Below are 21,602 nucleotides of genomic sequence, written 5' to 3' on the forward strand. Positions count from 1 at the left end.
CCTCCGTGGTGATCCGGAGGGTCACGAAGTTACGGGACGGGCTTGTCACAAAGACTTCCGCGGCAATGATTTTCACAGCTATTCCTTTCGAGCGGGGCTGGGGCGGGGCTTAGTTGGAGGTGGCGGCGAACGGCTTGGCGGCCGCGGTGGCCTCGGCGGCGCGGGACGGTTCGGTCCCGCCGGACGGTTCAGTCCCGGGAACACCGTTCTCTCCGTCCACGCGGCGGGCCCGGATCTCGGCCAGGATCTCGGCGTGCATGGCGTCCGTCAGCTTGTACTTGGACATGACCAGCACGGCCAGGATGGTCAGCACGGCCGGGATGGCACCGGCGGCGAGCTGGATTCCGAACACGGCGTCCGCGGTCTGCACGGCGCCGGACTTGTAGCCGCCCAATGCCAGGGCGTATGCGGCGAGCGCTCCGCCCACGGCCTGGCCGGTTTTGCGGGTGAAGGAGAACAGCGCGTAGGTGATGCCTTCGGTGCGGACGCCGGTCTTCCATTCCCCGTATTCGACGGTGTCGGCTTCCAGTGCCCACACCACGATGTTGACGGCGAGGACACCGAGGAGGCTGATCACCAGGCCGGTGAAGCCCATCCAGACCTGGCTGGCTGGAGTGAAGAAGATGATGGCGCCGCCGATGACGGTGAGCAGCGACGAGTAGATGTAGACGCGCTTCTTGCCGATGGAGCGGACCAGCCTGGGCATGAACGCGGCCAGCACGAAAGTGAACACCAGCTGGATGATGGACAGAACCGGGTACAGGTCAAGGCGTCCCAGGACGTCGCGCAGGTAGTACAGCTGCACCGACGTCAGCGCCAGGTAGCCCGAAAGGAAGAAGAAGGAGCTGATGCACAGCATCAGGAGGGGCTTGTTGCCCTTGAGCGTGTCCATGCTCTGCTTGACCGAGACGTTCGGGACGGCGCGGTGGACGCGTTCCTTGGCGGTCATGACGGTGAAGAAGTAGAGGGCGGCACCGATCGCCACGAACACCAGCGTGATGGTGGTGAAGGTTGCCTGCAGGTCGGCGCCGGGCTTGATGAGCGGGGCGACGAAGATGCCGAGGGCCGAGCCCACCAGCAGTCCGCCCACCATGCGGGCCGATCCCAGCTTGGCGCGCTCCCCCGGCTCCTGGGTCATGGCGCCGGCGAGGGAGCCGTACGGAATGTTGACCAGGCTGTAGGCCAGGCCAAGGGCCGCGTAGGTGACGTAGGCGTAGAGCAGGGTTCCGGACTCGCCCAACTGCGGGACGGAGAAGGTTGCAACGCTCAGGAGCAGCAGCGGGATGGAGCCGAACATGATGAACGGACGGAACTTCCCGAAGCGCTTGCTGAAGGTGCGGTCCACCATGCGGCCGGCAAAGACATCGGCGAACGCGTCAAAGATCCTGACGACCAGCAGCAGGGTACCTGCAGCGGCGGCCGAGATTCCTGCAACGTCCGTGTAGTAAACGAGAAGGAACATGGTGGCGGTGGTGAAGGCGAGATTGTTGGCTGCATCCCCGGCGCCGTAGCCGACGATGCTTAGCTTGCTCAGCTTTTTCATGATTTGGGCTCCTTTACCCGGTGCCGCCCCCGTGGAGCCGGCGAAAAAATTGTGAAAATGCTTGGGGTGGTGATGCTGTGAAAAGTCTTGGGCCTCCGGCGGGTGCGATTCCCGGGATGCCGGTTTTGGCTCTTGTTGCAATCCTAATTACTTGGCAATCATTTGGCAAGCGGTTGCCATTATTTTTGTTGAAAGTTCATTAAACACTAATGCCCGGCTCCCCTTGATCCGGGGGGCCGGGCAGCAGCGCACGTACGGAGGACGCTACGGGGAGACAGCCAGCTCCTCGAACGTTCCGCACAAGTCTGCAATCAGTTCCACGACGACGGCGTCCCCGGCCAGCGCCGGATCCACCAGGCCCAGCAGGGCACGGATCCGCTCCGTACCACTGAGCCGGTTGGCTGCGGCCACCTGGTCAGCCAGGGGATCCTGGAACGCGGCGGCGGCGGCGCTGTAGTCCATCCAGGCGGCGATCATAAGCGCGGCGGCCGCACCGGACCTGCCCGCGGCGCGCTCGGCCTGCAGCACCGGAACGGCGCGCATCCGGAGCTTGGTGCTGCCGTCCATGGCGATCTGCGCGAGGTGGTGGGCAATCCGGGCGTTGCTGAAGCGTGCCAGCAGGGCGGCGCGGTAGGCCGGTATCTGCAGGTCCGCAGCATTTCCGTCCGGCCCGGAAAGGTTGGCTTCCGCCTCGTCCCAGAACTTCTCGACGGCCTGCAGGCACAGCGGGTCCGCCAACGCCTGGGCCACGGTGGTGTGGCCGCGGAGCTGGCCTGCGTAGGCAAGCAGCGAGTGCGCGCCGTTCAGGAGCCGGAGTTTGCGGTTCTCGTACGGCTCGATGTCTGCCACGAACACGGCACCGGCGTCTTCCCAGCGCGGCCGCCCGGCCGGGAAGTCCCCGCTGAGCACCCAGTTGGAAAAGGGCTCGGCCACCACGGGCGAATTGTCGCGGTAGCCGCACGCGGCCTGGACGGCGGCAATGTCCGCGTCGGTTGTCCGCGGAGTGATGCGGTCCACCGAGGTGCTGACGAAGCTGATGTTGGCGTTGATCCATTCGGCCAGGCCGGCGTCCCACGCCCCGGCCATGCCTGCCACTGCGTTGTGCGCCACGGTGCCGTTGTTGGAGAGGTTGTCACAGCAGACGACGGCGAGCGGCCCCGCCCCGGCAGCCCGGCGCGCGGCGAGGGCCAGCACAAGCCGGCCCAGCGGCGTCGTCGGGTTTCCGCTGCCGGATGCCAGCACCGCGAGGTCGGCAACGACGTCGGACGCGGTCCGGTCGAGGTGGCCGTCGGCGCCGAGCCGGTACGCCGCTTCGGTGATGGTCAGGGTGACGACGGCGGTGGCGGGAGCGGCAACCAGCTCCGCCAGCCGCTGTACATCCGCGCCGTCCGCGGCCTCCACGATGCTGCTGACCACGGTGAACGAGTCTCCGTCGTCGGCGCGTTCCACCACGGTGAACAGCCCGTCCTGTTCAGCCAGGGCCAGCGCGGCGTCGGGGCGGCGGCCGGTGAAGGCGGCGATGCCCCAGTCCGCGGCGTCGGACGCCTGGTGCGTGAACCAGGCCTGGTGCGAGCGGTGGAAGGCGCCCAGCCCCAGGTGGACGATCCGCACCGGCGCCTTGGCGGACGGGCGCAGGCGGCGGTTGAGTTGGGGAAGGTCGACAGCGGATTGAGCCTCAGGCTGCAGTTCGATGCTCACAGCTTGAACACCCTTCGGGGCGAGCCGTCGACGAGGTCGACGATCAGTTCATGGGCGCGGTCCTCGCTGACGCGGTGCTCGGCCACGAGCCTGGCCAGGAAGGAGGCCTCGATCCGGCGGGACGCATCGTGTCGTGCCGGGATGGAGCAGAAGGCGCGGGTGTCGTCGATGAAGCCGGACGAGCGGGAGAAGCCGGCGGTCTCGGTGACGGCCGAGCGGAAGCGCAGCATGGCGTCCGGCGCGTCCAGGAACCACCACGGGGCGCCGAGGTAGACGGACGGGTAGAAGCCTGCCAGCGGAGCGAGTTCGCGGGAGAACACGGTCTCGTCCAGGGTGAAGAGCACCAGGTGGAAGTCCTTGGCGGTGCCGAAGTCCTGCAGCAGCGGACGGATCGCCTCGGTGTAGTTGACGGCGAACGGGATGTCGTGGCCCGTGTCGGCGCCGTAGGCGTTGAAGGTGGGTGCGTGGTGGTTGCGGTACGACCCCGGGTGGATGGTCATCACCAGGCCGTCCTCCACGGACATCCGCGCCATCTGGTACATCATGTGGGCTTCGAAGTCTTCGCGGTCCTGGGCCGTGGCCTGGCCCGAGCGGGCCCGGTCGAACAGCTTCGCCGCATCGCCGGCGTCGAGCTTCAACGTTGCGGGAGTGCGGACGCCGTGGTCGGCGGAGACGGCGCCGTGGTCCACGAAATAACGACGCCGGTTTTCCAGTGCCGCGATGTAGCCGGCATAGCCGGTGGCGCCGTCGCCGGCTGCCGCGATGAGCCGGTCAACGTTCGCGGCCCAGGTGGGGTGCGCGATGTTCAGGTAGGCGTCCGGGCGGAAGGTGGGCAGGACGCGTCCGTGGAACGTGGGGTCCTCGGCGATCGCCTTGTGGCTGGCGAGGCTGTCCAGGGGGTCGTCCGTGGTGGCCAGCACCTCGATGTTGAAGTCCTTGAAGAGCTGGCGGGGCCGGAAACCGGGCTCCAGAAGCTTGGCGGAAATGGCATCGTAGCTGGCATCGGCAGTTTCGGCGCTGATCTCCTGCTGGAGGCCGAAGACGCTGTCGAACTGGGTGCGGAGCCAGTAGCCGGAGGCGGTCCCCTCGAACAGCGGCCAGGCCTGGCAGAACTCGCGCCAGACGGTGCGGGAGTCCGGTTCCGCGGTGTTCGAGCCGCGCAGCCGGTCCAGCGGGACCCCGCTGGCGTGGATCAGCCGGGTGACGTAGTGGTCCGGGCTGACCAGCAGCGCTGCCGGGTCCGGGAACGGGGTGTTGTGCTCGATGACTGCGGCGTCAACGTGCCCGTGCGGGGAAATGATGGGCAGGTCCTGGACGCGCTGCAGGAGGTCGCGCGCAATGCTGCGCGTTCCGGGATCCGCGGGCAGGAGCCGGTCTGGGTTGGCTGCAATCGACTGTGACATAGCTCAATGGTCGGGTCTGCAGTCGCCTTTTGTCAACCGGTTGCCATAAATTGCCATCTTGGTTGCGGAGCGCCTCAGGTAAAGCTAGCCCGCGGGCAGGAGCCGTCCGCTCGAGCCCCGCAGCACCAGCTCCGTTTCGACGCGCAGCGTTCCGGCTGGCTCCCCCGTGCCGTGCAGGAGGTCAAGCAGCAGTGCGGCAGCGCCCGAGCCGCACTCCCCCAGCGGCGATCGCACGGTGGTGAGCGGCGGCGTGGTGAAATCCGCCCCGAAGATGTCGTCGAAGCCCACGATGCTGATCTGGTCCGGAACCACCATGCCCGCGGCCTGGAGTTCCTGCATGAGGCCGATGGCCAGGAGGTCGTTGTAGGTCAGCACAGCCGTGGCCCCGCTGGCCCGGACGTCGCGCGCCACCTGCCGGCCGCCGTCGACCGTGGGCTTGGTGGATTCCAGCCGCACGGCCTCGATCCGGGACCATTCGCAGGCGGCCTGCACGCCTTCCCAGCGGCGGGCGGACATCCAGGACTGCAGCGGCCCGGCAACAAAGGCAACCTTGTGGTGCCCGTTGGCCGCCAGGCTGCGCACAGCCTCGCTGATGCCCTTGTTCACGTCGGGCACCACGCAGGGCACGCCGTCGACCTCGCGGTTGATGACCACCACGGGCTTGTCGCGGGCGAGGGTGCGGATGTCGTCGTCGTCCATGCGCGGGCTGGCAAGGATGAGGCCGTCCACGGTGGCCATCATCCGGCGGGCGGCGGTCAGCTCGGTGACGGCGGACTCGGCGGATTCGGCAAGGACCAGGGTGTAGTCCCGCAGGGTGGCGGTGGTTTCCGCTCCGCGGATGATGTCGAAGAAGGTGGGGTTGGTGATGTCCGCGACGATCAGCCCGAAGGTGTTGGTGCGCCCGGTGGGGAGGGCGCGCGCGAACGGGTTGACCTGGTAGTTCAGTTCGGCGGCGGCATCCTCGATGAGTTTCTGCGTCTTGGCGCTGACCCGGCCCGGTTTACTGAGCGCCCGGGACACCGTGGACGGGTTGACGCCGGCAACCTTGGCAATGTCGTAAATGGTGGCGTTGGGCTTGCCGTCCCGAGCGTGCTTTTTGGCCGGCGCTGTTGTTGCGGCAACTTCCGGCGTCTTGGGTTCAGTCACCGCCCCATCCTAACGAGGAAACAACCCAACTGGGTCGCAGTTAATGTCGTTATGAGCGCCCATAACGACATTAACTGCGACCCAGTTGGGCCTGGGATGGCCAGCGGTTGCCGTGCGGGGCTGCCGCGGGTCGGTTGCCGTGCGGGGCTGCCGGCCGGAGTGAGCTAGGAGCGCTCGGGGAACTTGCCTTCGTCCGCGATGCGCTTGTTCAGCTCGGCAAGGAACACATCCTCGTCGAAGTCCAACCCGACTTCCGTGCCGGTCCAGCTGGAGAGGTGGATGGCGTTGGCCAGGCGGACGCCGTTGATGCCGTCCGATCCCGGGGCCAGCAGCGGGGTGCCGTCCAGGATGTTGGCCGCGAAGTTCTCCAGGACGCCGGCGTGCTGGCCGCCCCAGACGGATTCGAACTCGATAACTTCGGTGGAGTAGTACTGCTCGGGGTTCAGCTCGCCCATAAAGAGCTTGCGGACATCGTCCATATCCATGCCGTCGCTGAGTTCACGCTCGGGCTTCTTCAGGCGGGTGACGGTGGCGGTCTTGGAGTTTTCGACGACGATCTTTCCCTGGTCGCCCAGGATCTCGAAGCGGTCGGTTCCCACAAGGTCGTGCGTGGCGGTGACAAAGACGCCGGTAACGCCGTCTCCGTAATCAACCACCGCAGTCACTTCGTCTTCGACGGCGATGTCGCGGCGGAAGCCGAACGCAACCTTGGAGTAGACGGACTTCGGCACGCCGCAGATCCACTGCCACAGGTCCAGCTGGTGCGGTGCCTGGTTGACCAGCACGCCGCCGCCCTCGCCGCCCCACGTGGCCCGCCATTCGCTGGAGTTGTAGTAGCCCTGCGGACGCCACCAGTTGGTGATGATCCAGTTGCTGCGGCGGATCTTGCCGATCTCGCCGTTCTCGACGATCTCCTTGAGCTTCCGGTACAGCGGGTTGTTGCGCTGGTTGAACATAATCGCGAAGGACAGCTCAGGCTTGCCCGCGGCAAACTCGTTGAGCTCCTTGACCTGCTTGGTGTAGACGCCGGCCGGCTTCTCTACGAGCGCGTGGATGTTGCGCTTGAGGGTCTCGATGCCCATCTCGGGGTGCAGGAAGTGCGGAACGCAGGTCACGACGGCGTCCACGTCGCCGCTTTCCAGCATGGCGATGTAGTCGTCGTAGAAGGGAACTTCCGGGTACGTGGCCGAGGCCAGTTCCTTCTTCGCGGGATCGACGTCGCAGATGGCGCCGATCTCCATGTTGGGAACCATGCCCTCCGCGATGAACCTGGCGTAGGCTCCGCCCTGCTGGCCCAGGCCGATAATGCCGAGGCGTACTTTCTTGGTCATTGTTGAATCTCCGTATTCGTTGGTGCTGAGTCTGGGAAGTCTTAGAAGAGGTCGGCGTGGCCCATGGCCACCAGGTTGTCGTGGGAGGTCTGCAGCGCGTCCCAGACGGTGCGGCCGTACAGTTCGTCCTGTTCAACCAGCATGTATTCGGCTCCGGCTGCCTGCGCGGCAGGGATGATCGAGGGAAAGTCCAGGTTGCCTTCGCCTACTTCGGCGAACTGGACCACGTTCTTGAACTCCGCCATGAATCCCATGACGTCGCCTGAATCCAGCAGTCCGAAAGCTGATTGCGGCATCTGGCCGATCCGGTAGTCCTTCAGGTGAACCATGGCGGTGCGCCCGGCGTACTTTTCCAGGGTCCGGACGGGGTCGAGGCCTCCGCGCTGTACCCAGTGCACGTCGATTTCCATGCCCATGGCCGGGGAGTTCTCGGCGATGATGTCCAGCATGTATTTGCCGTCGAACTTCGCGAACTCGATGTGGTGGTTGTGGTAGTACAGGCCGAGGCCGTGCTCCTGGAGGCGTTCGGCGTAGTCGTTGGCCTGCTTCGCGAAGTCAATGACTGCACCGATCGACTTCATTGCCGGGAAGGGCAGCATTCCGATCCGCAGGAGCTTTGAGTCCAGGCGCTTCGCGTCGTCCACGATCTTGTCGAAGTGGTCCTGGAGCGAATCGCCGGGGCGGCCCTTGGGGGTTTCCATCGCGACGGACAACGCCGCGATGTCCATGCCCAGCTCCGAACGGGAGCGGTCCAGTTCGGCCACGTTCTCCGGTGTCATCGGGATCTGGGAAATTTCGACGGCGTTGTAACCGATCGCGCTTACCTTGCGGAGCGTTTCAAACGCGCCGATCTCCGCGAAGCTGTCCTTCAGCATCATCGCCTGCACGCCTATTTTGGCCACGTTATTCCTCCGTTGTTGTACCTGTTGTGTTAAATCCTGCGCCTACCCTCAGGCGAGGGCTCCGGCCTGTTCAATCTGATGCCGCTGGCTTTCCAGCAGTCGGTGACGATCCGCCCGGCGCTGTTCCTGCCGGTCCGGATCGGGTACCGGGGACGCCAGCAGGAGGCGCTGCGTGTAAGGGTGCTCGGGGTCGCGGGTAACGATCTCGGCCGGCCCCTGTTCGACGATTTCGCCGTGGTACATCACGGCCACACGGTGGCTGATGTGCCGCACGACGTCAAGGTCGTGGGAGACGAACAGGTACGAAACACCGGTGTCCTTTTGGATCTGCAGGAACAGGTCAAGGACCCGGGCCTGGGTGGACAGGTCCAAAGCGCTGACGGGCTCGTCGCAGACGATCAGCTTGGGCGAGAGGGCAAGGGCACGGGCGATGGCCACGCGCTGGCGCTGGCCGCCGCTGAACTCGCGCGGCAGGCGGTGGAGGGCGTCCGCGGGCAGACCCACCTGGTCCAGGAGTTCCTTGACGCGCTTCTTCGCCTCGGCTGGGGACATGCCCTGCACCCCGAGGGGCTCGGCGAGGATGTCACCGATTTCCAGGGCGGGGTTGAGCGAGGTGTACGGATCCTGGAAAACCACCTGGAGGTCGCGGCTCAGGGTTCGCCGCTGCTTGCGAGTGGCGTGGCTGATGTCCTTGCCTTCGAAGGTGATTTTGCCGGCCGTGACCGGTGCGAGGCCCAGGACCGCGCGGCCCAGGGTGGTCTTGCCGGAGCCGGACTCCCCCACCAGGCCAAGGGTCTCGCCCTGGCCGATGGTGATGTTGATGTCCGTCAGGGCCCTGAACGGCTTGGCCCGGAACTTCTTGCTCGGGTATTCGACAACGAGGTTGTCCACTGTCAGCAGCGGGGCGTTCTGCGTGCTCATGCGACCGGCTCCTTCTGGCTGGATACAAGCATGGACATGGGGGTTTTGCCTTCGAGCATCGAGGCCAGAAGAGTCCGGGTGTACTGCTCTTTCGGGTTCCGGAGGATGTCGCGGACGGATCCTTCCTCCACCAGCCGGCCGTTCTGCATCACGGCCACGCGGTCGCAAAGGTCCGCCACCACGCCGAAGTTGTGCGTCACCAGGACGACGCCGATGTTCAGGCGCTGCTGGAGCTCGCGCAGGAGGTCCAGCACGTCGGCCTGCACCGTAACGTCCAACGCGGTGGTGGGCTCATCGGCGATCACCAGGTCCGGTTCACAGCTGATGGCCCCGGCGATCAGCACACGCTGGGCCATGCCGCCGGAGACTTCGTGCGGGTACGCGCTGAACGTCCGTTCCGGGCTGGCGATCCCGACGTCGGTCAGCAGCTTCAGCGCCCGCCTGCGGGCCTCCTCCTTGGAGATCCCCAGGACCCGCACCATGGGCGTGACCAGCTGGTAGCCGATGGTGAAGGCGGGGTCCAGGTTGCTCATGGGCTCCTGCGGAATATAGGAGATCCGCTTGCCCCGCAGCTTGGACAGCCGCGCCTGGTTGACGCGTTCGTCGCCCGGAGCCACGGTGTAGTTGCCATCGAACTGGATAGCGCCGCCCACAATGCGGGCATTGTCCGGCAGCAGGCCGAGGATGGAGAACGCCGTCTGGGACTTCCCCGAACCGGATTCACCCACGATGCCCAGGATCTCGCCCCGGTCCACGTGGAAGGACACATCGTCCACCACCTTCTTGATGGTGCCGTCGGCCTGCGGGTAGCCGACGCCGAGATTGGTCACCTTTACGAGGTGGTGCTCGGTTCCCGCATCGACGGCGGCCACAGACTTACGCGACGGGCGCGCCACGGCGGGTCCCGCCGTCGGGCGCGCTCCCGTGGCCGAAGACGCGGCCCGTTTCTTGCGGTGCTTGATCTTTTCGCCGTCTTCCAACGCGTCGCGGATGGCGTTGCCGAGAAGGACGAGACCGCCGATGGTCAGTGCCATGGCGAGTGCCGGCCACAGCAGCAGCGTCGGGGTCAGGTAGACGTTCTTGAAGCCTTCGGAGAGCATCACGCCCCAGGTTGCCTTGGTGGGATCGCCGAGGCCCAGGAACTCGAGTCCGGACTGGATGGCGATGGCCACGCCGGCAATGGCTGCGGTCTGAATGATGATGGGTGCGCGGACCACGGAGAAGATGTGGCGGGCGATGATGCTCCAGTCGGAGAGCCCGGAAACCCGGGCGGCGTCGACGTAGAGCTCATTGCGTACAGACTGGACCGCGGTGCGGGTCAGCCGGAAGTAGGACGGGCTGATGAGGACGCCGAAGGCGATCATCGAAATCCAGACCGAGGGTCCGAACGCGGCGCGGATGGTGAGCAGCACGATCAGGCCCGGCAGGCTCATGAGGATGCTGACCACCCAGTTGGAGACGGCCTCGAACTTCCCGGCGTAGTAGCCGGCGATCAGGCCGGCCGGCAGGCCGATGGCGATGGCAACACCGGCGCACAGGAGTGCGGACAACAGCGTGAGCTGCGCACCGAAGAGCAGGCGGCTCCAGGTGTCGCGTCCGGCGCTGTCCGTGCCCAGGATGTTCACCGAGTCTGCAGGTGCCAGGGTCTTGGTGATGTTCGCGAAGTTCTCCTCGAACGGGGCCAGGACCGGGGCGAAGATGGCCAGCAAGGCGATGGATCCCAGGATCGCCAGCGAGGCGATGCCCATCGGGTTCCTGATGAGGCGGCGCATCACGGTGGAACGGACTACCGTGCCGCTCTGGCCGGTGGCCACTGGTGCGGCTACCGCCGCTGTTTCTACGGAATCGCTCATGACACACGCACTTTCGGGTTGAGCCAACCATTGAGGATGTCCACCAGGAGGTTCACCACGATGACCACCACCACGGTGTACATCACCACTCCCATGACCACGGGAAGATCGGACTGGCCGGTGGCGGTGACCGCGAGCGGTCCCATTCCTGGAAGGGCGAAGATCTGCTCGATGATCACCACGCCGCCCAGCATGCCGATCAGCTGCAGGCTCAGGACGGTCAGGCCTGCCGGTGCCGCGCTGCGCAGCACGTGCTTGAAGAGGATTTCCCGCTCTCCGATGCCCCGGCTGCGGAGTGTCCGGACGTAGTCGCGCTCGAGCTGCTTGATGACGGCGCTGCGGATCTGCTGCGCTCCGCCAGTCACGCCGTTGATGAGCAGTGCAATGACCGGAAGGGTCATCGAGTAGACCCACGCCTCCGGACCCACCTCAGGAGAGATGGTGCTGGTGGCCGGGAAGAAGCCCAGCTGGATGGCCAGGATGGTCACAAGCAACACGCCGATCACGTACCCCGGGATGGAGTCGCCAACGATCGCGCCCACCTGGACCACCCTGTCCACCCAGCCGCGCTTGACGGCTGCGGCAACACCGATCAGTGCTGCGCAGATGGCGATCAGGATCATTGCGGTGAAAACCATCGTCATGGTCACCGGGATACGCGTAGCCAGGGAGCTGGCCACCGGTTCCGAGGTGAACCACGAAGCTCCAAGGTTTCCTGAGAGGGCGTCGCCCAACCAGGCGAAGTAACGGGTCACGAGAGGCTGGTCGAGTCCCAGCTCCTGTTCCTTCAAGGCAACCTGCTCCGGAGTGGCCTGGTCACCCAGGATGTTCCGGGCAATGCTGCCGCTGGAGGTGTACAGCAAAGTGAAGGTGAGTGCCGAGACTACGAACAACACCACCAACCCGCTGCCCAGCCTTTTCGCAATGAACTTGATCATGGAGTCCTACTTGGCGGGCGAGTAGTTGTAGATGGACGGAACGGCCTGCTGTGCCTGCGGGGTGACGTTCACTTTGTCGTTGTGGTAGTACATCTGGTTCACACGGAACAGCGGTGCGAACCACGCCTGTTCCACCACGTACTTGTTGACGTCCTGGGCCAGCTTGCCGGCGTCCTCGCCACTGCTGCGTACAGCCTGGATCTTGGCCTCAAGCTCCGGGGTGGTGTTCTTGAACGGGTTGTACAGGGCCTTAGTGGAGACGATCTGGTCAATCGCAACCGTGGGCTCACCCTGGAAAAGGTTGAAGAACATTGCATGGTATTTCTGGGCTGCCACGTCCGCGGTGAAGGTGTTGGTGATCGCGGCGCCCGGCTTGAGGGTGATTCCGACGTCGGCGAGCTGTTGCTGGAGAACCGAGATGAGCGTTTCAGCTCCCGGAAGGGTGGGGACGTCGATAGTCACGTTGCCTTCGAAGCCGGATTCCTTCAGGAGTTGCTTGGCCTTGGCGGGATCGTAGCTGTAGTAGTTTTCGAGCTCTTCAGTCCAGGCACCGCTGTCCTTGCCAAACGGCTGGGAGGTGGGAGTTCCCTGGCCGAGCATGACCTGTTCCAGGATGGTCTTGCGGTCGAATGCGTGGTTGATGGCCTGACGGACCTTGACGTTGGCCAGGGCCGGGTTCTTGGTGCCATCCCGGTCCAGGAGCAGCAAGCCGGACCAGTCCACCTGGTTCGCTTCAAGTTTCATCTTGGCGCCCTCGGCCTGCTTACCGTTTTTGGGGTCCAGGAGGGTGGCGTCAACCTGGCCGGAAACCAAAGCGTTTGTCCGGGCTGTGGGATCGGTAAGGATCTTGAGGGTCAGCTTCTTGTACTTCTGGAAGTCCTTGTTCCAGTAGCCGTCACGTGCTGTGAAGACCGTCTGCGAGTCCTTCACTGAGGCTGCCTTGTCCATCACGTACGGACCGGAGCCTACCGGTACGGTCTTGATGGCGTCAGTGCCCAGTGCTGCGGGGCTTCCCATCAGGCCAGCTGCTTGGCTCAAGAAGTATTCCAGGGCGGGCTCTGCTGCACTGAGGTTGATGTCGATGGTGTCTTCGTCCACCACGGCGATGTCGGATACAGACCCCAACTGGGCCATCTGGGGACCGTTCGCCTTCTTGAAGTGGTCAAGGTTGGCCTTGGCTGCCGTGGCGTCGAACTTGGCGCCATCACTGAACGTGACGTCGGTCCGGAGGTCCACGGTGAGCTTGGTGTTGGTGTCGTTGTACTTCCATGCCGTTGCCAGCATGGGGCTGAGCTTGCCGTCCGGTTCCCGCAGGATCAGGGTGTCATACGCTGCCTGGTACGGCTGCAGGGCATGGCCGACGTGGGCCTGGGCAGGATCCCAGGAAGTGATGTCGCGGAGGGTGCCCAAGGTGAGTGATGTTGGAGCAGCGCCGGCGTTTGAGCCCGCTCCGGCGCCGCCGCCGCAACCGGTCAGCGCGAGCGCCGCGCTGACGATGATGGCGGCAGCTGCCGCCTTGGGACCTAACTTCATTGTTGGCTCCTAGTGTCCGTGGAACGTGAGACTTGCGAAATCAAGCAAGTGTGGCGTGGGCCACACTTGCCTTGTGGGATTCAGCGTACGCACTGTTGCCCACTTTGGCAACCGATTGTCAAAAGAGTTGCAGAAAAACTTTGAGAGTTCGGAAATGAAGAGCTCCCGGAGCATATAAGGGTCAGCAACCGGTTGCTTCGGCTAGGCCCCAGACGCCATTCCAGCCACGGGTCAGGACACTTTGCCAGCCAATTCCGGGTAGCTCTGCCGGTAGACGTCCTTGATGATGCGCAGCGATTTTTCGGCCTCCGCAGGGCTGATCCAGAACGGCTCCGCCTCGTCCAGCCGGCTGTAGAAGTCGCTGATCAGCAGCTCGTGCGAGACACCCCAGTAGGACCGGCCGCCGGAGTCGCTCTTGCGCTCCGGAACGACGTCCACGCGCCCGTCGTCATGGGTGACGGTGAGGTCGCCCCGCAGGCACAGGACCGCCTTCTCGGTGACCACATCGAGTGTCACCGGCGCGTTGAAGGCATTTGCCAGGGTGGCATAGAACGCGCTTCGGGCACCGTTGGCATGTTCGGCCACGAATTCCGCGGTGTCCTCCACCTCGATGGTGCCGCCCAGGAAGCGCGTGGAAGCATTTCCCGTGACCGCGACAACGTCGCCCACCAGCCACTGAAGCAGGTCCACGGTGTGGATCGCCTGGTTCATCATCAGCCCGCCTCCGCCCCCGGCCCACGTCCCCCGCCACGGCCGGTTTTCGTAGTAGTCAGCGGAGCGCTGCCACATCACTGTTGCCGAGGCCCCCACCACGGCCCCCAGCTCGCCCGACGACAGCAGCGCGTGCATGGCCTGCGCCGTGGCGTTGTAACGGTTCTGGAAACACACCGCGATTTTCGCCCCGCCCGCCGACGCGGCTTCCACCAGCCGCCGGCCTTCTGCCAGGGTGTGGGCCAGTGGCTTCTCCACGATGACGTTGACGCCGCGCTCCAGGCAGTCCGCGGCCACCGAGGCATGCTGGTCATGCGGGGTGCAGATATGCACCACGTCCGGCCGGACCGCCTCGATAAGGCTCAGGTGGTCGGCGAAACCGGGCACGCCATAGGCGGCCACAGCGGCGGCCAGCCGCTGCGGATCCGCATCGCAGACCGCAACCAGCGTGACGCCGTCGAGCTTTGCAACCGCTTCGAAGTGCACCGCCGAAACATCTCCGCAGCCGATGACCGCCGCCGTCGTGCTCAAGAGAGTTCAACCCCGTTCTTCGCCGCGAGCGCAGCGAAGGCGCGGGCCGCGATGCCGAAGGCAACCGGGCCGGAGAAGCCGCCCAGCTCGTGGGCGCTGGCCAGGTGGGGTTCCAGCGACGCGAAACCGGTGAAGCCGTCGGCCTTGAGGGCGGCGATGGTGGCGTCCAGTTCGCCGTCGCCCTCGCCGGAGGGCACCACTTCGCCGGTGGTGGAGAGCGCGTCCTTGACCTGGAAGTACTCGAGGTACGGGCGCAGCATGGCGTAGCCCTCTGTGTAGGGCTTGACGCCAACCTGGACGAAGTTGGCGTTGTCCCAGGCGATGCGGAGCGCCGGGGAGTCCACGGACTCCATGATGTCCAGCACGCGCTGCGGCGTATCGCCGTAGATGCCCTTTTCGTTTTCATGCAGAAGCACGACGTCGGACTCTTCCGCGAGCGCTGCCAGCGCGCCCATGCGGGCCAGGACGTCCTCGCGGATATCTTCGGCGCTACGGTCTTCCGCCCGGTAGAACGAGAAGACGCGGATGTACTTGGTGTCCAGACCCTTGGCCACGGAGATGATCTGGCGGAGCCGTTCCAGCTCGTGTTCCGCCGGCAGGCTCACATCCACCTTGCCGATGGGGCTGGCCACTGCCGAGACTTTGAGGCCTCTTTCATCGAGGATCTCCTTCAGCCGGGCAACCTGCTCCGGTTCCAGCTCGGAGACATTGGTGCCCCAGGCGCTGCGGACCTCGATGTGGCTCGCGCCCAGTGCCAGCAATACGGCAGCCTGCACCGCGGGGTCCGGGTCTATCTCATCGCCGAAACCTGAAAGGGGCCAGACTGCGGTTGTTGTTTTGCTCACGCGGATCTCCTGGGTTTCGCGGCCGCCGGGCTGGCAGCTCGCCTTCGGGCTCCAGTGCGGTGACGCAGTTCACAAACGGTGTCCAGCTCAGTTTAGCTAGCCCCGCCTTCAAATGACAACCGATTGCCAAACTTTGACAATCTGTGGCATTCTTTGCTGACCGGATCTGTGGCGGCAGTCACAGGCCCGTCCATCCGACCCGGCCTCACGGCCCGGCCACCACGTTCAGAGAGGAGCGCCGTGGCTACGACGCAACCAGCAGCAATGGACCGCCCGCCCACCATCCACGACATCGCCGCGCTCTGCGGCGTGGCGGCCTCCACCGTTTCGCGGGCGCTCTCCTCGCCGGACCGCGTCAACATCCGGACGCGCCAGCGCATCGAAGCGGCCGCCGCCCAGCTGCACTACATCCCCAACAGCCAGGCGAAAGCACTGAGTTCCGGGCGCACAGGAGCAGTGGGGGTGCTGGTCCCGGACATCACCAACCCCTTCTACTTCGACCTCATCCGGGGCACCCAGCTCCAGCTCAAGGCCGCCGGATACACCCAGCTGCTGGTGGACACGGAGGAATCGGACGAGGTGGAGGCCAGCACCATGGAACAGCTCCGCAAGAGTGCGGACGGAATCGTGGTGGCCGCCTCCCGGCTCACCGACGAAGCCCTGCTGGCCGCGGCGGCAAAAATGCCCATGGTCACCATGAACCGCGACGTCCCCGGCATCCCTGCGGTTCTCATTGACACGCCGTCCGCCACGAGCCAGGCCCTCGACCACCTCATCTCGCTGGGCCATACCCGGATTGCATACATCGCCGGACCGGCAACGTCCCAGTCCAGCACCCGGCGCTGGACCGCCCTGTCCGAGGCAGCCAAGGAACGCGGCGTGGAGGTGCGCAGGCTGGGGCCGTTCGCGCCCAAGACGCAGTCCGGCGCAGCAGCCGCGGACGCCGCCGTGCACAGCGGGGTGACGGCCTGCATCGCGTTCAACGACCTCATCGCCATCGGAATGCTCCAGCGCCTCCGCGAACGCGGCATCCGTGTTCCGCAGGACATGAGCATGGTGGGCTGCGACGACATCTTCGGCGCAGACTTCTGCAATCCGCCGCTGACCACCATGGCCTCCCCGATCGAACAGGCCGGCCGCGTGGCAGTCTCCATGCTGCTGGCCCAGCTGAACCCGCTGGCGGGCGGCGGCACCCGCAGCCGGTCCGTGATGCCCACGCATCTGACCGTCCGCGGCTCCACCGGGCCTGCGCCTGCGCCTGGCTAAGCCTTCACTCTGCGACGTGGTTCGGGCGGACACAGTTGAGCATGGTTGACACTGCTGACTAGTCTGGATCACATGCGCGAACTCCAGGCCAGCATCATTGAAGAAATGGGCGTCCAGCCCCGGATCGACCCCGCCGGGGAGGTGCGCAAACGCGTCACGTTCCTGAAGGAATACCTCAAGGCAACGCACACCAAGGGCTTCGTCCTGGGCATCTCCGGAGGCCTTGATTCGTCGCTCGCGGGCCGGCTGGCCCAGCTTGCCGTCGAAGAACTCGCGGCCGACGGCGTCGAAGCCAACTTCGTGGCGGTCCGCCTGCCCTACGGCGTGCAGCACGACGAGGACGACGCCCAGGCCGCCCTCGACTTCATCCAGGCCAAGACGGAGTGGACCTTCAACATCTCCGCGGCAGTGGACGGCTTCGAGGAAGAGTTCGAGAAGACCGTGGGCAACGGGATCTCCGACTTCCACAAGGGCAACACCAAGGCCCGCACCCGCATGATCGCGCAGTACGCCCTCGCCGGCGAGCACAACTACCTGGTCATCGGAACCGACCACGGCGCCGAGTCCGTCACGGGCTTCTTCACCAAGTACGGCGACGGCGGCGCGGACATCCTGCCGCTGTTCGGGCTGAACAAGCGCCAGAACCGGGCACTCCTCGCCGAGCTCGGCGCCCCCGCCCGGATCTGGGAGAAGGTCCCCACGGCCGACCTCCTCGACGGCAAGCCGGGTCGCACGGACGAAGACGAGCTTGGCATCAGCTACGACCAGATCGACGACTACCTCGAAGGCCGGGAGGTCCCGGACGCCGTGGCCGAATCCATCGAGCAGAAATACCTCCGCACCCGTCACAAGCGCACGGTCCCGGTCACCATCTTCGACACCTGGTGGAAGGGCCAAGGCCCTGAGGAGCCCCGGGTCGGGCTGTAGGCCTGCAGGCCGAACCGGGGCACTTTGAGCCCGGCTGGACCGATTCGGCCCCAAACGCCGGCGTGTCCGTGTCAAAGTGCCCCATGACGGCCGGGCATCAAGTCGGCGCCTCCAACTATGGAATCAGCACGAGCTTGCCCCGGACGTGGCCCCCGCGGCTGAGGCCCACCTGGACCAGGGCAGAATACGCCGCGGCGCCCGTGTTGCCAGCATCTTGCACTTCGGAGGTGGGCTCAAGCGCCTGAAGTTGGGTGGACTTGGCAGATCGAGCCGCGGCCGGACCGGGGCACTTTGAGCCTTGGTTGGCCCGTTTCGGCCTCAATTGCCGGCGCGTCCGTGTCGAAGTGCCCCGTGACGGCCGGGCACCAAGGCGATGCTCAGGCCCCTGGCGGGCGATTGAGCAGCGTGGAGATCCGGTGTGCTTCCTCCATCAGGAGACGGCCCAGGGTCTCCTGCCGTTCGCCCCGGAACCGAGGCTCGATCCCGGTCAGCGACAACGCCCAGGCCGGACGTCCGCGCTGGTCGAAAACCGCTGCACCCATGCCCCAACTGCCCTCGAGGACCAGACCGGGATTGACCGAGTAGCCCGCCTGCCGGGTCTTTGCCAGGTTCTCCCGGACGAGGGCCTCGGTGTGCGCCGCGGCGAAGGTGCCGGCGTGGGCGGTCCAGCCGGCGAGCAGTTCCTCCTGTTCAGCTTCGGGCAGGAACGCCATGATCGCAGTTCCGGCGGACGCCACCCCCAACGGAAACCGGACGCCCTCGTGCAGCACAAAGGAGCGCACCGGGAAGCTGCCTTCCTCCCGGAGCAGGCACACTGTTTCCGCTCCGCGGCGGATGGAGAAGAAGGCACTTTCACCGGTCTCCTCGGCGAGCCGGCGCAGGCTGGGCCGGGCAATGTCCTCCAGCGGAAAGCGGGCGGAGGCAACGGAACCCATCAGCAGGATTTCCGGGCCCAGCACCCAGTTGCCGCTCTGCGGTTCCTGGTCCAGTAGCCCCTCCGAAGCCAGTGAGGAAAGCAGCCGGTGCACTGTGGGGCGGGTGAGCCCGGATTCCCTGACGAGTTCCACAAGCGGGGAACCTTCCGGTTTCCGTCCGACAATGCGCAGCAGGGACGCGACGCGGCTGACGACTTGTGCGCCCTGGACCGGTAATGAACACATCTTTTTTCCTCGGACTTTGCGTTAGATCCATCTAAACCATCCATATTATGGACACTCACCATCCTACCGTCCACACTGTAAAAATGCCGTCTTTTGGACCAAAATCAACCATTGACAGTGCCCATTTCGGAACCGTAGGCTCCAACAGCAGAGGAACAGTCCACAAAGTGGATTGCGTCAAGAGCTCAATGAGGAGATGCAATGTCAAAGGTGAAATCCGGTGCGGCTGCCGCACTGCAGGACGTGCTGCAGGACGGCATGACGCTGGCCGTCGGAGGCTTCGGGCTCAGCGGCATCCCGGCGGACCTGATCGAGGCCGTCCGCGATTCCGGCGTCAAGGACCTCACGGTCGTCTCCAACAACATGGGCGTGGACGGCAAGGGCCTCGGTGTGCTGATCGAGGCAGGCCAGGTCCGCAAGGTCATCGCCTCCTACGTGGGCGAGAACAAGCTCTTCGCCGAGCAGTACCTCGCCGGCAAGCTGGAGGTGGAGTTCACCCCTCAGGGCACCCTGGCCGAGCGCCTCCGCGCCGGCGGAGCCGGCATCCCGGCCTTCTACACCAAGACCGGTGTTGGCACGCTCGTCGCCGAGGGCAAGCCGCTAGCCGAGTTCGACGGCGAAACGTACGTCCAGGAGCGCGCCATCAAGGCCGACGTCGCCCTGGTCCACGCCCACACCGCGGACACCGACGGCAACTTGATCTACCGCTTCACCGCCCGGAACTTCAACCCAGTGGTGGCCACGGCAGGCGCCGTAACCATCGCCGAAGCGGAAGTCATCGTGGAACCGGGCGCGCTGGATCCCAACCACATCGTCACCCCCGGCGTCTACGTCCAGCACCTGGTGCAGGCCAGCGGCCGGGTCAAGGACATCGAACAGCGCACGGTCCGCCCCCGCGCCTCGGAGCCCGTTCCGGCCTAGCCCCACCAAGCGCGAACGAACACTTAAGCCCCCAACTTTTGAACCCCAAGGAGAACCCCATGGCTTGGACCAGGGATGAAATGGCTGCCATCGCGGCCGAAGAACTCAACGACGGCGACTACGTCAACCTCGGCATCGGCATCCCCACGCTGGTCGCCAACAACCTGCCCGAGGGCGTGCGCGTGGTCCTGCAGAGCGAGAACGGCCTGCTCGGCATGGGCCCTTTCCCCTATGAGGGCGAGGAAGACGCAGACCTCATCAACGCCGGAAAGCAGACTGTCACGGTCCTGCCCGGCGGCAGCATCTTCGACTCCGCCACGTCCTTCGGCATGATCCGCGGCGGCCACGTCAAGGTCGCCATCCTGGGCGCCATGCAGGTCTCGGGCAGCGGCGACCTCGCCAACTGGACCATCCCCGGCAAGATGGTCAAGGGCATGGGCGGCGCCATGGACCTCGTCGCCGGGACCCCGCGCGTTGTGGTCCTCACCGAACACAACGCCAAGGACGGCACCGCCAAGATCGTCAGGGAGTGCACCCTCCCGCTAACCGGTCTGAGCTGCGTGGACAGGATCATCAGCGACCTCGCTGTTTTTGACTTGGAAAAGTCCGACGGCGCCCGGCAGCTCACGCTGACCCGCCTCGCCCCGGGCGTCACCGTGGAGGAACTTCGCGGGAAAACCGAAGCCCGCTTCGACGTCGCCACGTCCCTGAACGCAACCCCCACCCTTGAAGGAGCCATAGCATGAGCCTGCGCGAACAGTTCGGAAAAGATGTCCTACTCACCGGCTGGGGCCACAGCCGCTTCGGCAAACTCACTGACGAGACCCTCGAGTCCCTGATCGTCCAAGTGGCCACCGAGGCCATCGGCAACGCCGGGATTGAGCCCGGCCAGATCGATGAGATCTACCTCGGCCAGTTCAATTCCGGCATGATGCCGCTGGCCTTCCCCTCGTCGCTCGCGCTGCAGGTGTCCGATCAGCTGGCCAACGTGCCCTCCACCCGCGTGGAAAACGCCTGCGCGTCCGGCTCGGCCGCATTCCAGCAGGGCACGAAGTCGCTGCTGGCAGGCACCGCCAAGACCGTGCTCGTCATCGGCGCCGAGAAGATGACCCACGCCGGCGCCGACGTTGTGGGCTCGGCCCTGCTGGGCGCGGATTACGACATGGCCGGCAAGGCCTCCACCACCGGCTTCACTGGCCTCTTCGCCGAAGTGGCCAAGCACTACGAGAAGCGCTACGGCCCTGTCAGCGACATCCTGGGCACCATCGCCGCGAAGAACCACCGCAACGGCGTGGACAACCCCTACGCGCAGCTCCGCAAGGACCTCGGCGAGGAGTTCTGCCGCACGGTCTCGGACAAGAACCCGATGGTGGCCGATCCGCTGCGCCGCACCGACTGCTCCCCCGTGTCCGACGGCGCCGCCGCCGTCGTGCTGTCTGCCTCACCGACCGGCGGGGCCACTGCGCCGGTGCGCCTGGCGGGGTTCGGCCACGCGAACGACTTCTTCCCCGCCGAACGGCGCGACCCCACCGAATTCGCCGCCACGCGGGCCTCCTGGCAGCGGGCGCTGGGGATGGCCGGCGTCGGACTGGAGGACCTGGACTTCGCCGAGGTGCACGACTGCTTCACCATCGCCGAACTGCTCATGTACGAGGCCATGGGCCTGACCGAACCCGGCGAAGGCGCCCGTGCCCTGGCGGAAGGCTGGGTGTTCAAGGACGGCAAGCTGCCCGTCAACGTCTCGGGCGGTCTCAAGGCCAAGGGCCACCCCGTCGGCGCCACCGGCGTGTCCCAGCACGTCATCGCGGCAATGCAGCTCACCGGCACCGCAGGCGGCATGCAGCTCGCCAATCCCCGCCGCGCTGCAGTGCAGAACATGGGCGGCGTGGGCATCGCGAACTACGTCAGCGTGCTCGAAGCGGTCTAGGAAAAGCCAACGCGGGGGCCGGGAACCGCCGGGAGGAGCAGGCAGA

General features: G+C 65.6%; 18 protein-coding genes. 5 read left to right on the forward strand and 13 right to left on the reverse strand.

The window, feature by feature from the left end:
- Nucleotides 1-109: 109 nt before the first annotated feature.
- The 12 genes from uidB to CXQ91_RS20430 all read right to left on the reverse strand — a co-directional run bounded on the left by uidB (nucleotide 110) and on the right by CXQ91_RS20430 (nucleotide 15,355).
- The gene (uidB, locus tag CXQ91_RS20375; RefSeq protein ID WP_258074166.1) at nucleotides 110-1,543 is read right to left on the reverse strand and encodes a glucuronide transporter; all 1,434 of its coding nucleotides are present in this window, start codon (nucleotides 1,541-1,543) and stop codon (nucleotides 110-112) included.
- Nucleotides 1,544-1,807: 264 nt separating this feature from the next.
- Nucleotides 1,808-3,241, reverse strand: a complete 1,434-nt coding sequence (locus tag CXQ91_RS20380) for a mannitol dehydrogenase family protein (RefSeq protein ID WP_104175709.1) — start codon at nucleotides 3,239-3,241, stop codon at nucleotides 1,808-1,810.
- On the reverse strand, nucleotides 3,238-4,644 hold the full coding sequence (gene uxaC / locus CXQ91_RS20385; RefSeq protein ID WP_104175710.1) for a glucuronate isomerase: 1,407 nt from the start codon (nucleotides 4,642-4,644) through the stop codon (nucleotides 3,238-3,240). The genes CXQ91_RS20380 and uxaC overlap by 4 nt, the downstream gene beginning before the upstream one ends.
- An 84-nt stretch (nucleotides 4,645-4,728) precedes the next feature.
- Complete coding sequence (locus CXQ91_RS20390; RefSeq protein ID WP_104175711.1) at nucleotides 4,729-5,790, reverse strand: LacI family DNA-binding transcriptional regulator; 1,062 nt, start codon at nucleotides 5,788-5,790, stop codon at nucleotides 4,729-4,731.
- A 164-nt stretch (nucleotides 5,791-5,954) separates the two neighbouring features.
- Nucleotides 5,955-7,121 carry a Gfo/Idh/MocA family protein gene (locus CXQ91_RS20395; RefSeq protein ID WP_104175712.1) on the reverse strand — a complete coding sequence of 389 codons (1,167 nt, stop codon included), beginning with the start codon at nucleotides 7,119-7,121 and terminating at the stop codon, nucleotides 5,955-5,957.
- A 41-nt stretch (nucleotides 7,122-7,162) separates the two neighbouring features.
- On the reverse strand, nucleotides 7,163-8,023 hold the full coding sequence (locus tag CXQ91_RS20400; protein ID WP_258074167.1) for a sugar phosphate isomerase/epimerase: 861 nt from the start codon (nucleotides 8,021-8,023) through the stop codon (nucleotides 7,163-7,165).
- 48 nt (nucleotides 8,024-8,071) lie between these two features.
- Nucleotides 8,072-8,944, reverse strand: a complete 873-nt coding sequence (locus tag CXQ91_RS20405; RefSeq protein ID WP_104175713.1) for an ATP-binding cassette domain-containing protein — start codon at nucleotides 8,942-8,944, stop codon at nucleotides 8,072-8,074.
- Nucleotides 8,941-10,797 carry a dipeptide/oligopeptide/nickel ABC transporter permease/ATP-binding protein gene (locus CXQ91_RS20410; protein ID WP_104175714.1) on the reverse strand — a complete coding sequence of 619 codons (1,857 nt, stop codon included), beginning with the start codon at nucleotides 10,795-10,797 and terminating at the stop codon, nucleotides 8,941-8,943. The genes CXQ91_RS20405 and CXQ91_RS20410 overlap by 4 nt, the downstream gene beginning before the upstream one ends.
- Entirely contained in the window at nucleotides 10,794-11,735 is a 942-nt protein-coding gene (locus CXQ91_RS20415) for an ABC transporter permease (RefSeq protein ID WP_104175715.1), read from the reverse strand. The genes CXQ91_RS20410 and CXQ91_RS20415 overlap by 4 nt, the downstream gene beginning before the upstream one ends.
- Before the next feature lie 6 nt (nucleotides 11,736-11,741).
- On the reverse strand, nucleotides 11,742-13,268 hold the full coding sequence (locus tag CXQ91_RS20420) for an ABC transporter substrate-binding protein (RefSeq protein WP_104175716.1): 1,527 nt from the start codon (nucleotides 13,266-13,268) through the stop codon (nucleotides 11,742-11,744).
- Between the two features lie 231 nt (nucleotides 13,269-13,499).
- A complete protein-coding gene (locus CXQ91_RS20425; protein WP_104175717.1) occupies nucleotides 13,500-14,510 on the reverse strand; it encodes a Gfo/Idh/MocA family protein in 1,011 nt (336 codons plus the stop codon).
- A complete protein-coding gene (locus CXQ91_RS20430; protein ID WP_104175718.1) occupies nucleotides 14,507-15,355 on the reverse strand; it encodes a sugar phosphate isomerase/epimerase in 849 nt (282 codons plus the stop codon). The genes CXQ91_RS20425 and CXQ91_RS20430 overlap by 4 nt, the downstream gene beginning before the upstream one ends.
- Before the next feature lie 264 nt (nucleotides 15,356-15,619).
- Here CXQ91_RS20430 and CXQ91_RS20435 point away from each other — a divergent pair, with 264 nt between their 5' ends.
- Together CXQ91_RS20435 and nadE are read left to right on the forward strand one after the other, a co-directional pair.
- Complete coding sequence (locus CXQ91_RS20435; RefSeq protein ID WP_104175719.1) at nucleotides 15,620-16,621, forward strand: LacI family DNA-binding transcriptional regulator; 1,002 nt, start codon at nucleotides 15,620-15,622, stop codon at nucleotides 16,619-16,621.
- Between the two features lie 72 nt (nucleotides 16,622-16,693).
- Nucleotides 16,694-17,548: an ammonia-dependent NAD(+) synthetase gene (gene nadE / locus CXQ91_RS20440; protein WP_104175720.1), complete on the forward strand. Its 855-nt coding sequence runs from the start codon at nucleotides 16,694-16,696 to the stop codon at nucleotides 17,546-17,548.
- 377 nt (nucleotides 17,549-17,925) lie between these two features.
- Here nadE and CXQ91_RS20445 read toward each other — a convergent pair whose 3' ends face one another.
- A complete protein-coding gene (locus tag CXQ91_RS20445) occupies nucleotides 17,926-18,708 on the reverse strand; it encodes an IclR family transcriptional regulator (protein ID WP_104175721.1) in 783 nt (260 codons plus the stop codon).
- 201 nt (nucleotides 18,709-18,909) lie between these two features.
- Between CXQ91_RS20445 and CXQ91_RS20450 the strand changes: the two genes are divergently transcribed.
- Genes CXQ91_RS20450 through CXQ91_RS20460 form a run of 3 tightly spaced genes read left to right on the forward strand, consistent with a single transcriptional unit; the run spans nucleotide 18,910 to nucleotide 21,556 of the window.
- Entirely contained in the window at nucleotides 18,910-19,629 is a 720-nt protein-coding gene (locus tag CXQ91_RS20450) for a CoA transferase subunit A (protein WP_104175722.1), read from the forward strand.
- Between the two features lie 59 nt (nucleotides 19,630-19,688).
- A complete protein-coding gene (locus CXQ91_RS20455; RefSeq protein WP_104175723.1) occupies nucleotides 19,689-20,375 on the forward strand; it encodes a CoA transferase subunit B in 687 nt (228 codons plus the stop codon).
- Nucleotides 20,372-21,556, forward strand: a complete 1,185-nt coding sequence (locus CXQ91_RS20460) for an acetyl-CoA acetyltransferase (RefSeq protein ID WP_104175724.1) — start codon at nucleotides 20,372-20,374, stop codon at nucleotides 21,554-21,556. Before CXQ91_RS20455 ends, CXQ91_RS20460 begins: the two co-directional genes overlap by 4 nt.
- Nucleotides 21,557-21,602: the final 46 nt, after the last annotated feature.

Source organism: Arthrobacter sp. Y81 (genome assembly GCF_002929335.1).
Classification (GTDB): domain Bacteria; phylum Actinomycetota; class Actinomycetes; order Actinomycetales; family Micrococcaceae; genus Arthrobacter.

What these genes read in the sequence shown, in the direction of transcription:
- uidB (WP_258074166.1), bottom strand. Translation starts at nt 1,543, where the DNA reads ATGAAAAAGCTGAGCAAGCTAAGCATCGTCGGCTACGGCGCCGGGGAT.
- uxaC (WP_104175710.1), bottom strand. Translation starts at nt 4,644, where the DNA reads ATGTCACAGTCGATTGCAGCCAACCCAGACCGGCTCCTGCCCGCGGAT.
- CXQ91_RS20395 (WP_104175712.1), bottom strand. Translation starts at nt 7,121, where the DNA reads ATGACCAAGAAAGTACGCCTCGGCATTATCGGCCTGGGCCAGCAGGGC.
- CXQ91_RS20405 (WP_104175713.1), bottom strand. Translation starts at nt 8,944, where the DNA reads ATGAGCACGCAGAACGCCCCGCTGCTGACAGTGGACAACCTCGTTGTC.
- CXQ91_RS20410 (WP_104175714.1), bottom strand. Translation starts at nt 10,797, where the DNA reads ATGAGCGATTCCGTAGAAACAGCGGCGGTAGCCGCACCAGTGGCCACC.
- CXQ91_RS20415 (WP_104175715.1), bottom strand. Translation starts at nt 11,735, where the DNA reads ATGATCAAGTTCATTGCGAAAAGGCTGGGCAGCGGGTTGGTGGTGTTG.
- CXQ91_RS20420 (WP_104175716.1), bottom strand. Translation starts at nt 13,268, where the DNA reads ATGAAGTTAGGTCCCAAGGCGGCAGCTGCCGCCATCATCGTCAGCGCG.
- CXQ91_RS20435 (WP_104175719.1), top strand. Translation starts at nt 15,620, where the DNA reads ATGGACCGCCCGCCCACCATCCACGACATCGCCGCGCTCTGCGGCGTG.
- nadE (WP_104175720.1), top strand. Translation starts at nt 16,694, where the DNA reads ATGCGCGAACTCCAGGCCAGCATCATTGAAGAAATGGGCGTCCAGCCC.
- CXQ91_RS20445 (WP_104175721.1), bottom strand. Translation starts at nt 18,708, where the DNA reads ATGTGTTCATTACCGGTCCAGGGCGCACAAGTCGTCAGCCGCGTCGCG.
- CXQ91_RS20450 (WP_104175722.1), top strand. Translation starts at nt 18,910, where the DNA reads ATGTCAAAGGTGAAATCCGGTGCGGCTGCCGCACTGCAGGACGTGCTG.
- CXQ91_RS20455 (WP_104175723.1), top strand. Translation starts at nt 19,689, where the DNA reads ATGGCTTGGACCAGGGATGAAATGGCTGCCATCGCGGCCGAAGAACTC.
- CXQ91_RS20460 (WP_104175724.1), top strand. Translation starts at nt 20,372, where the DNA reads ATGAGCCTGCGCGAACAGTTCGGAAAAGATGTCCTACTCACCGGCTGG.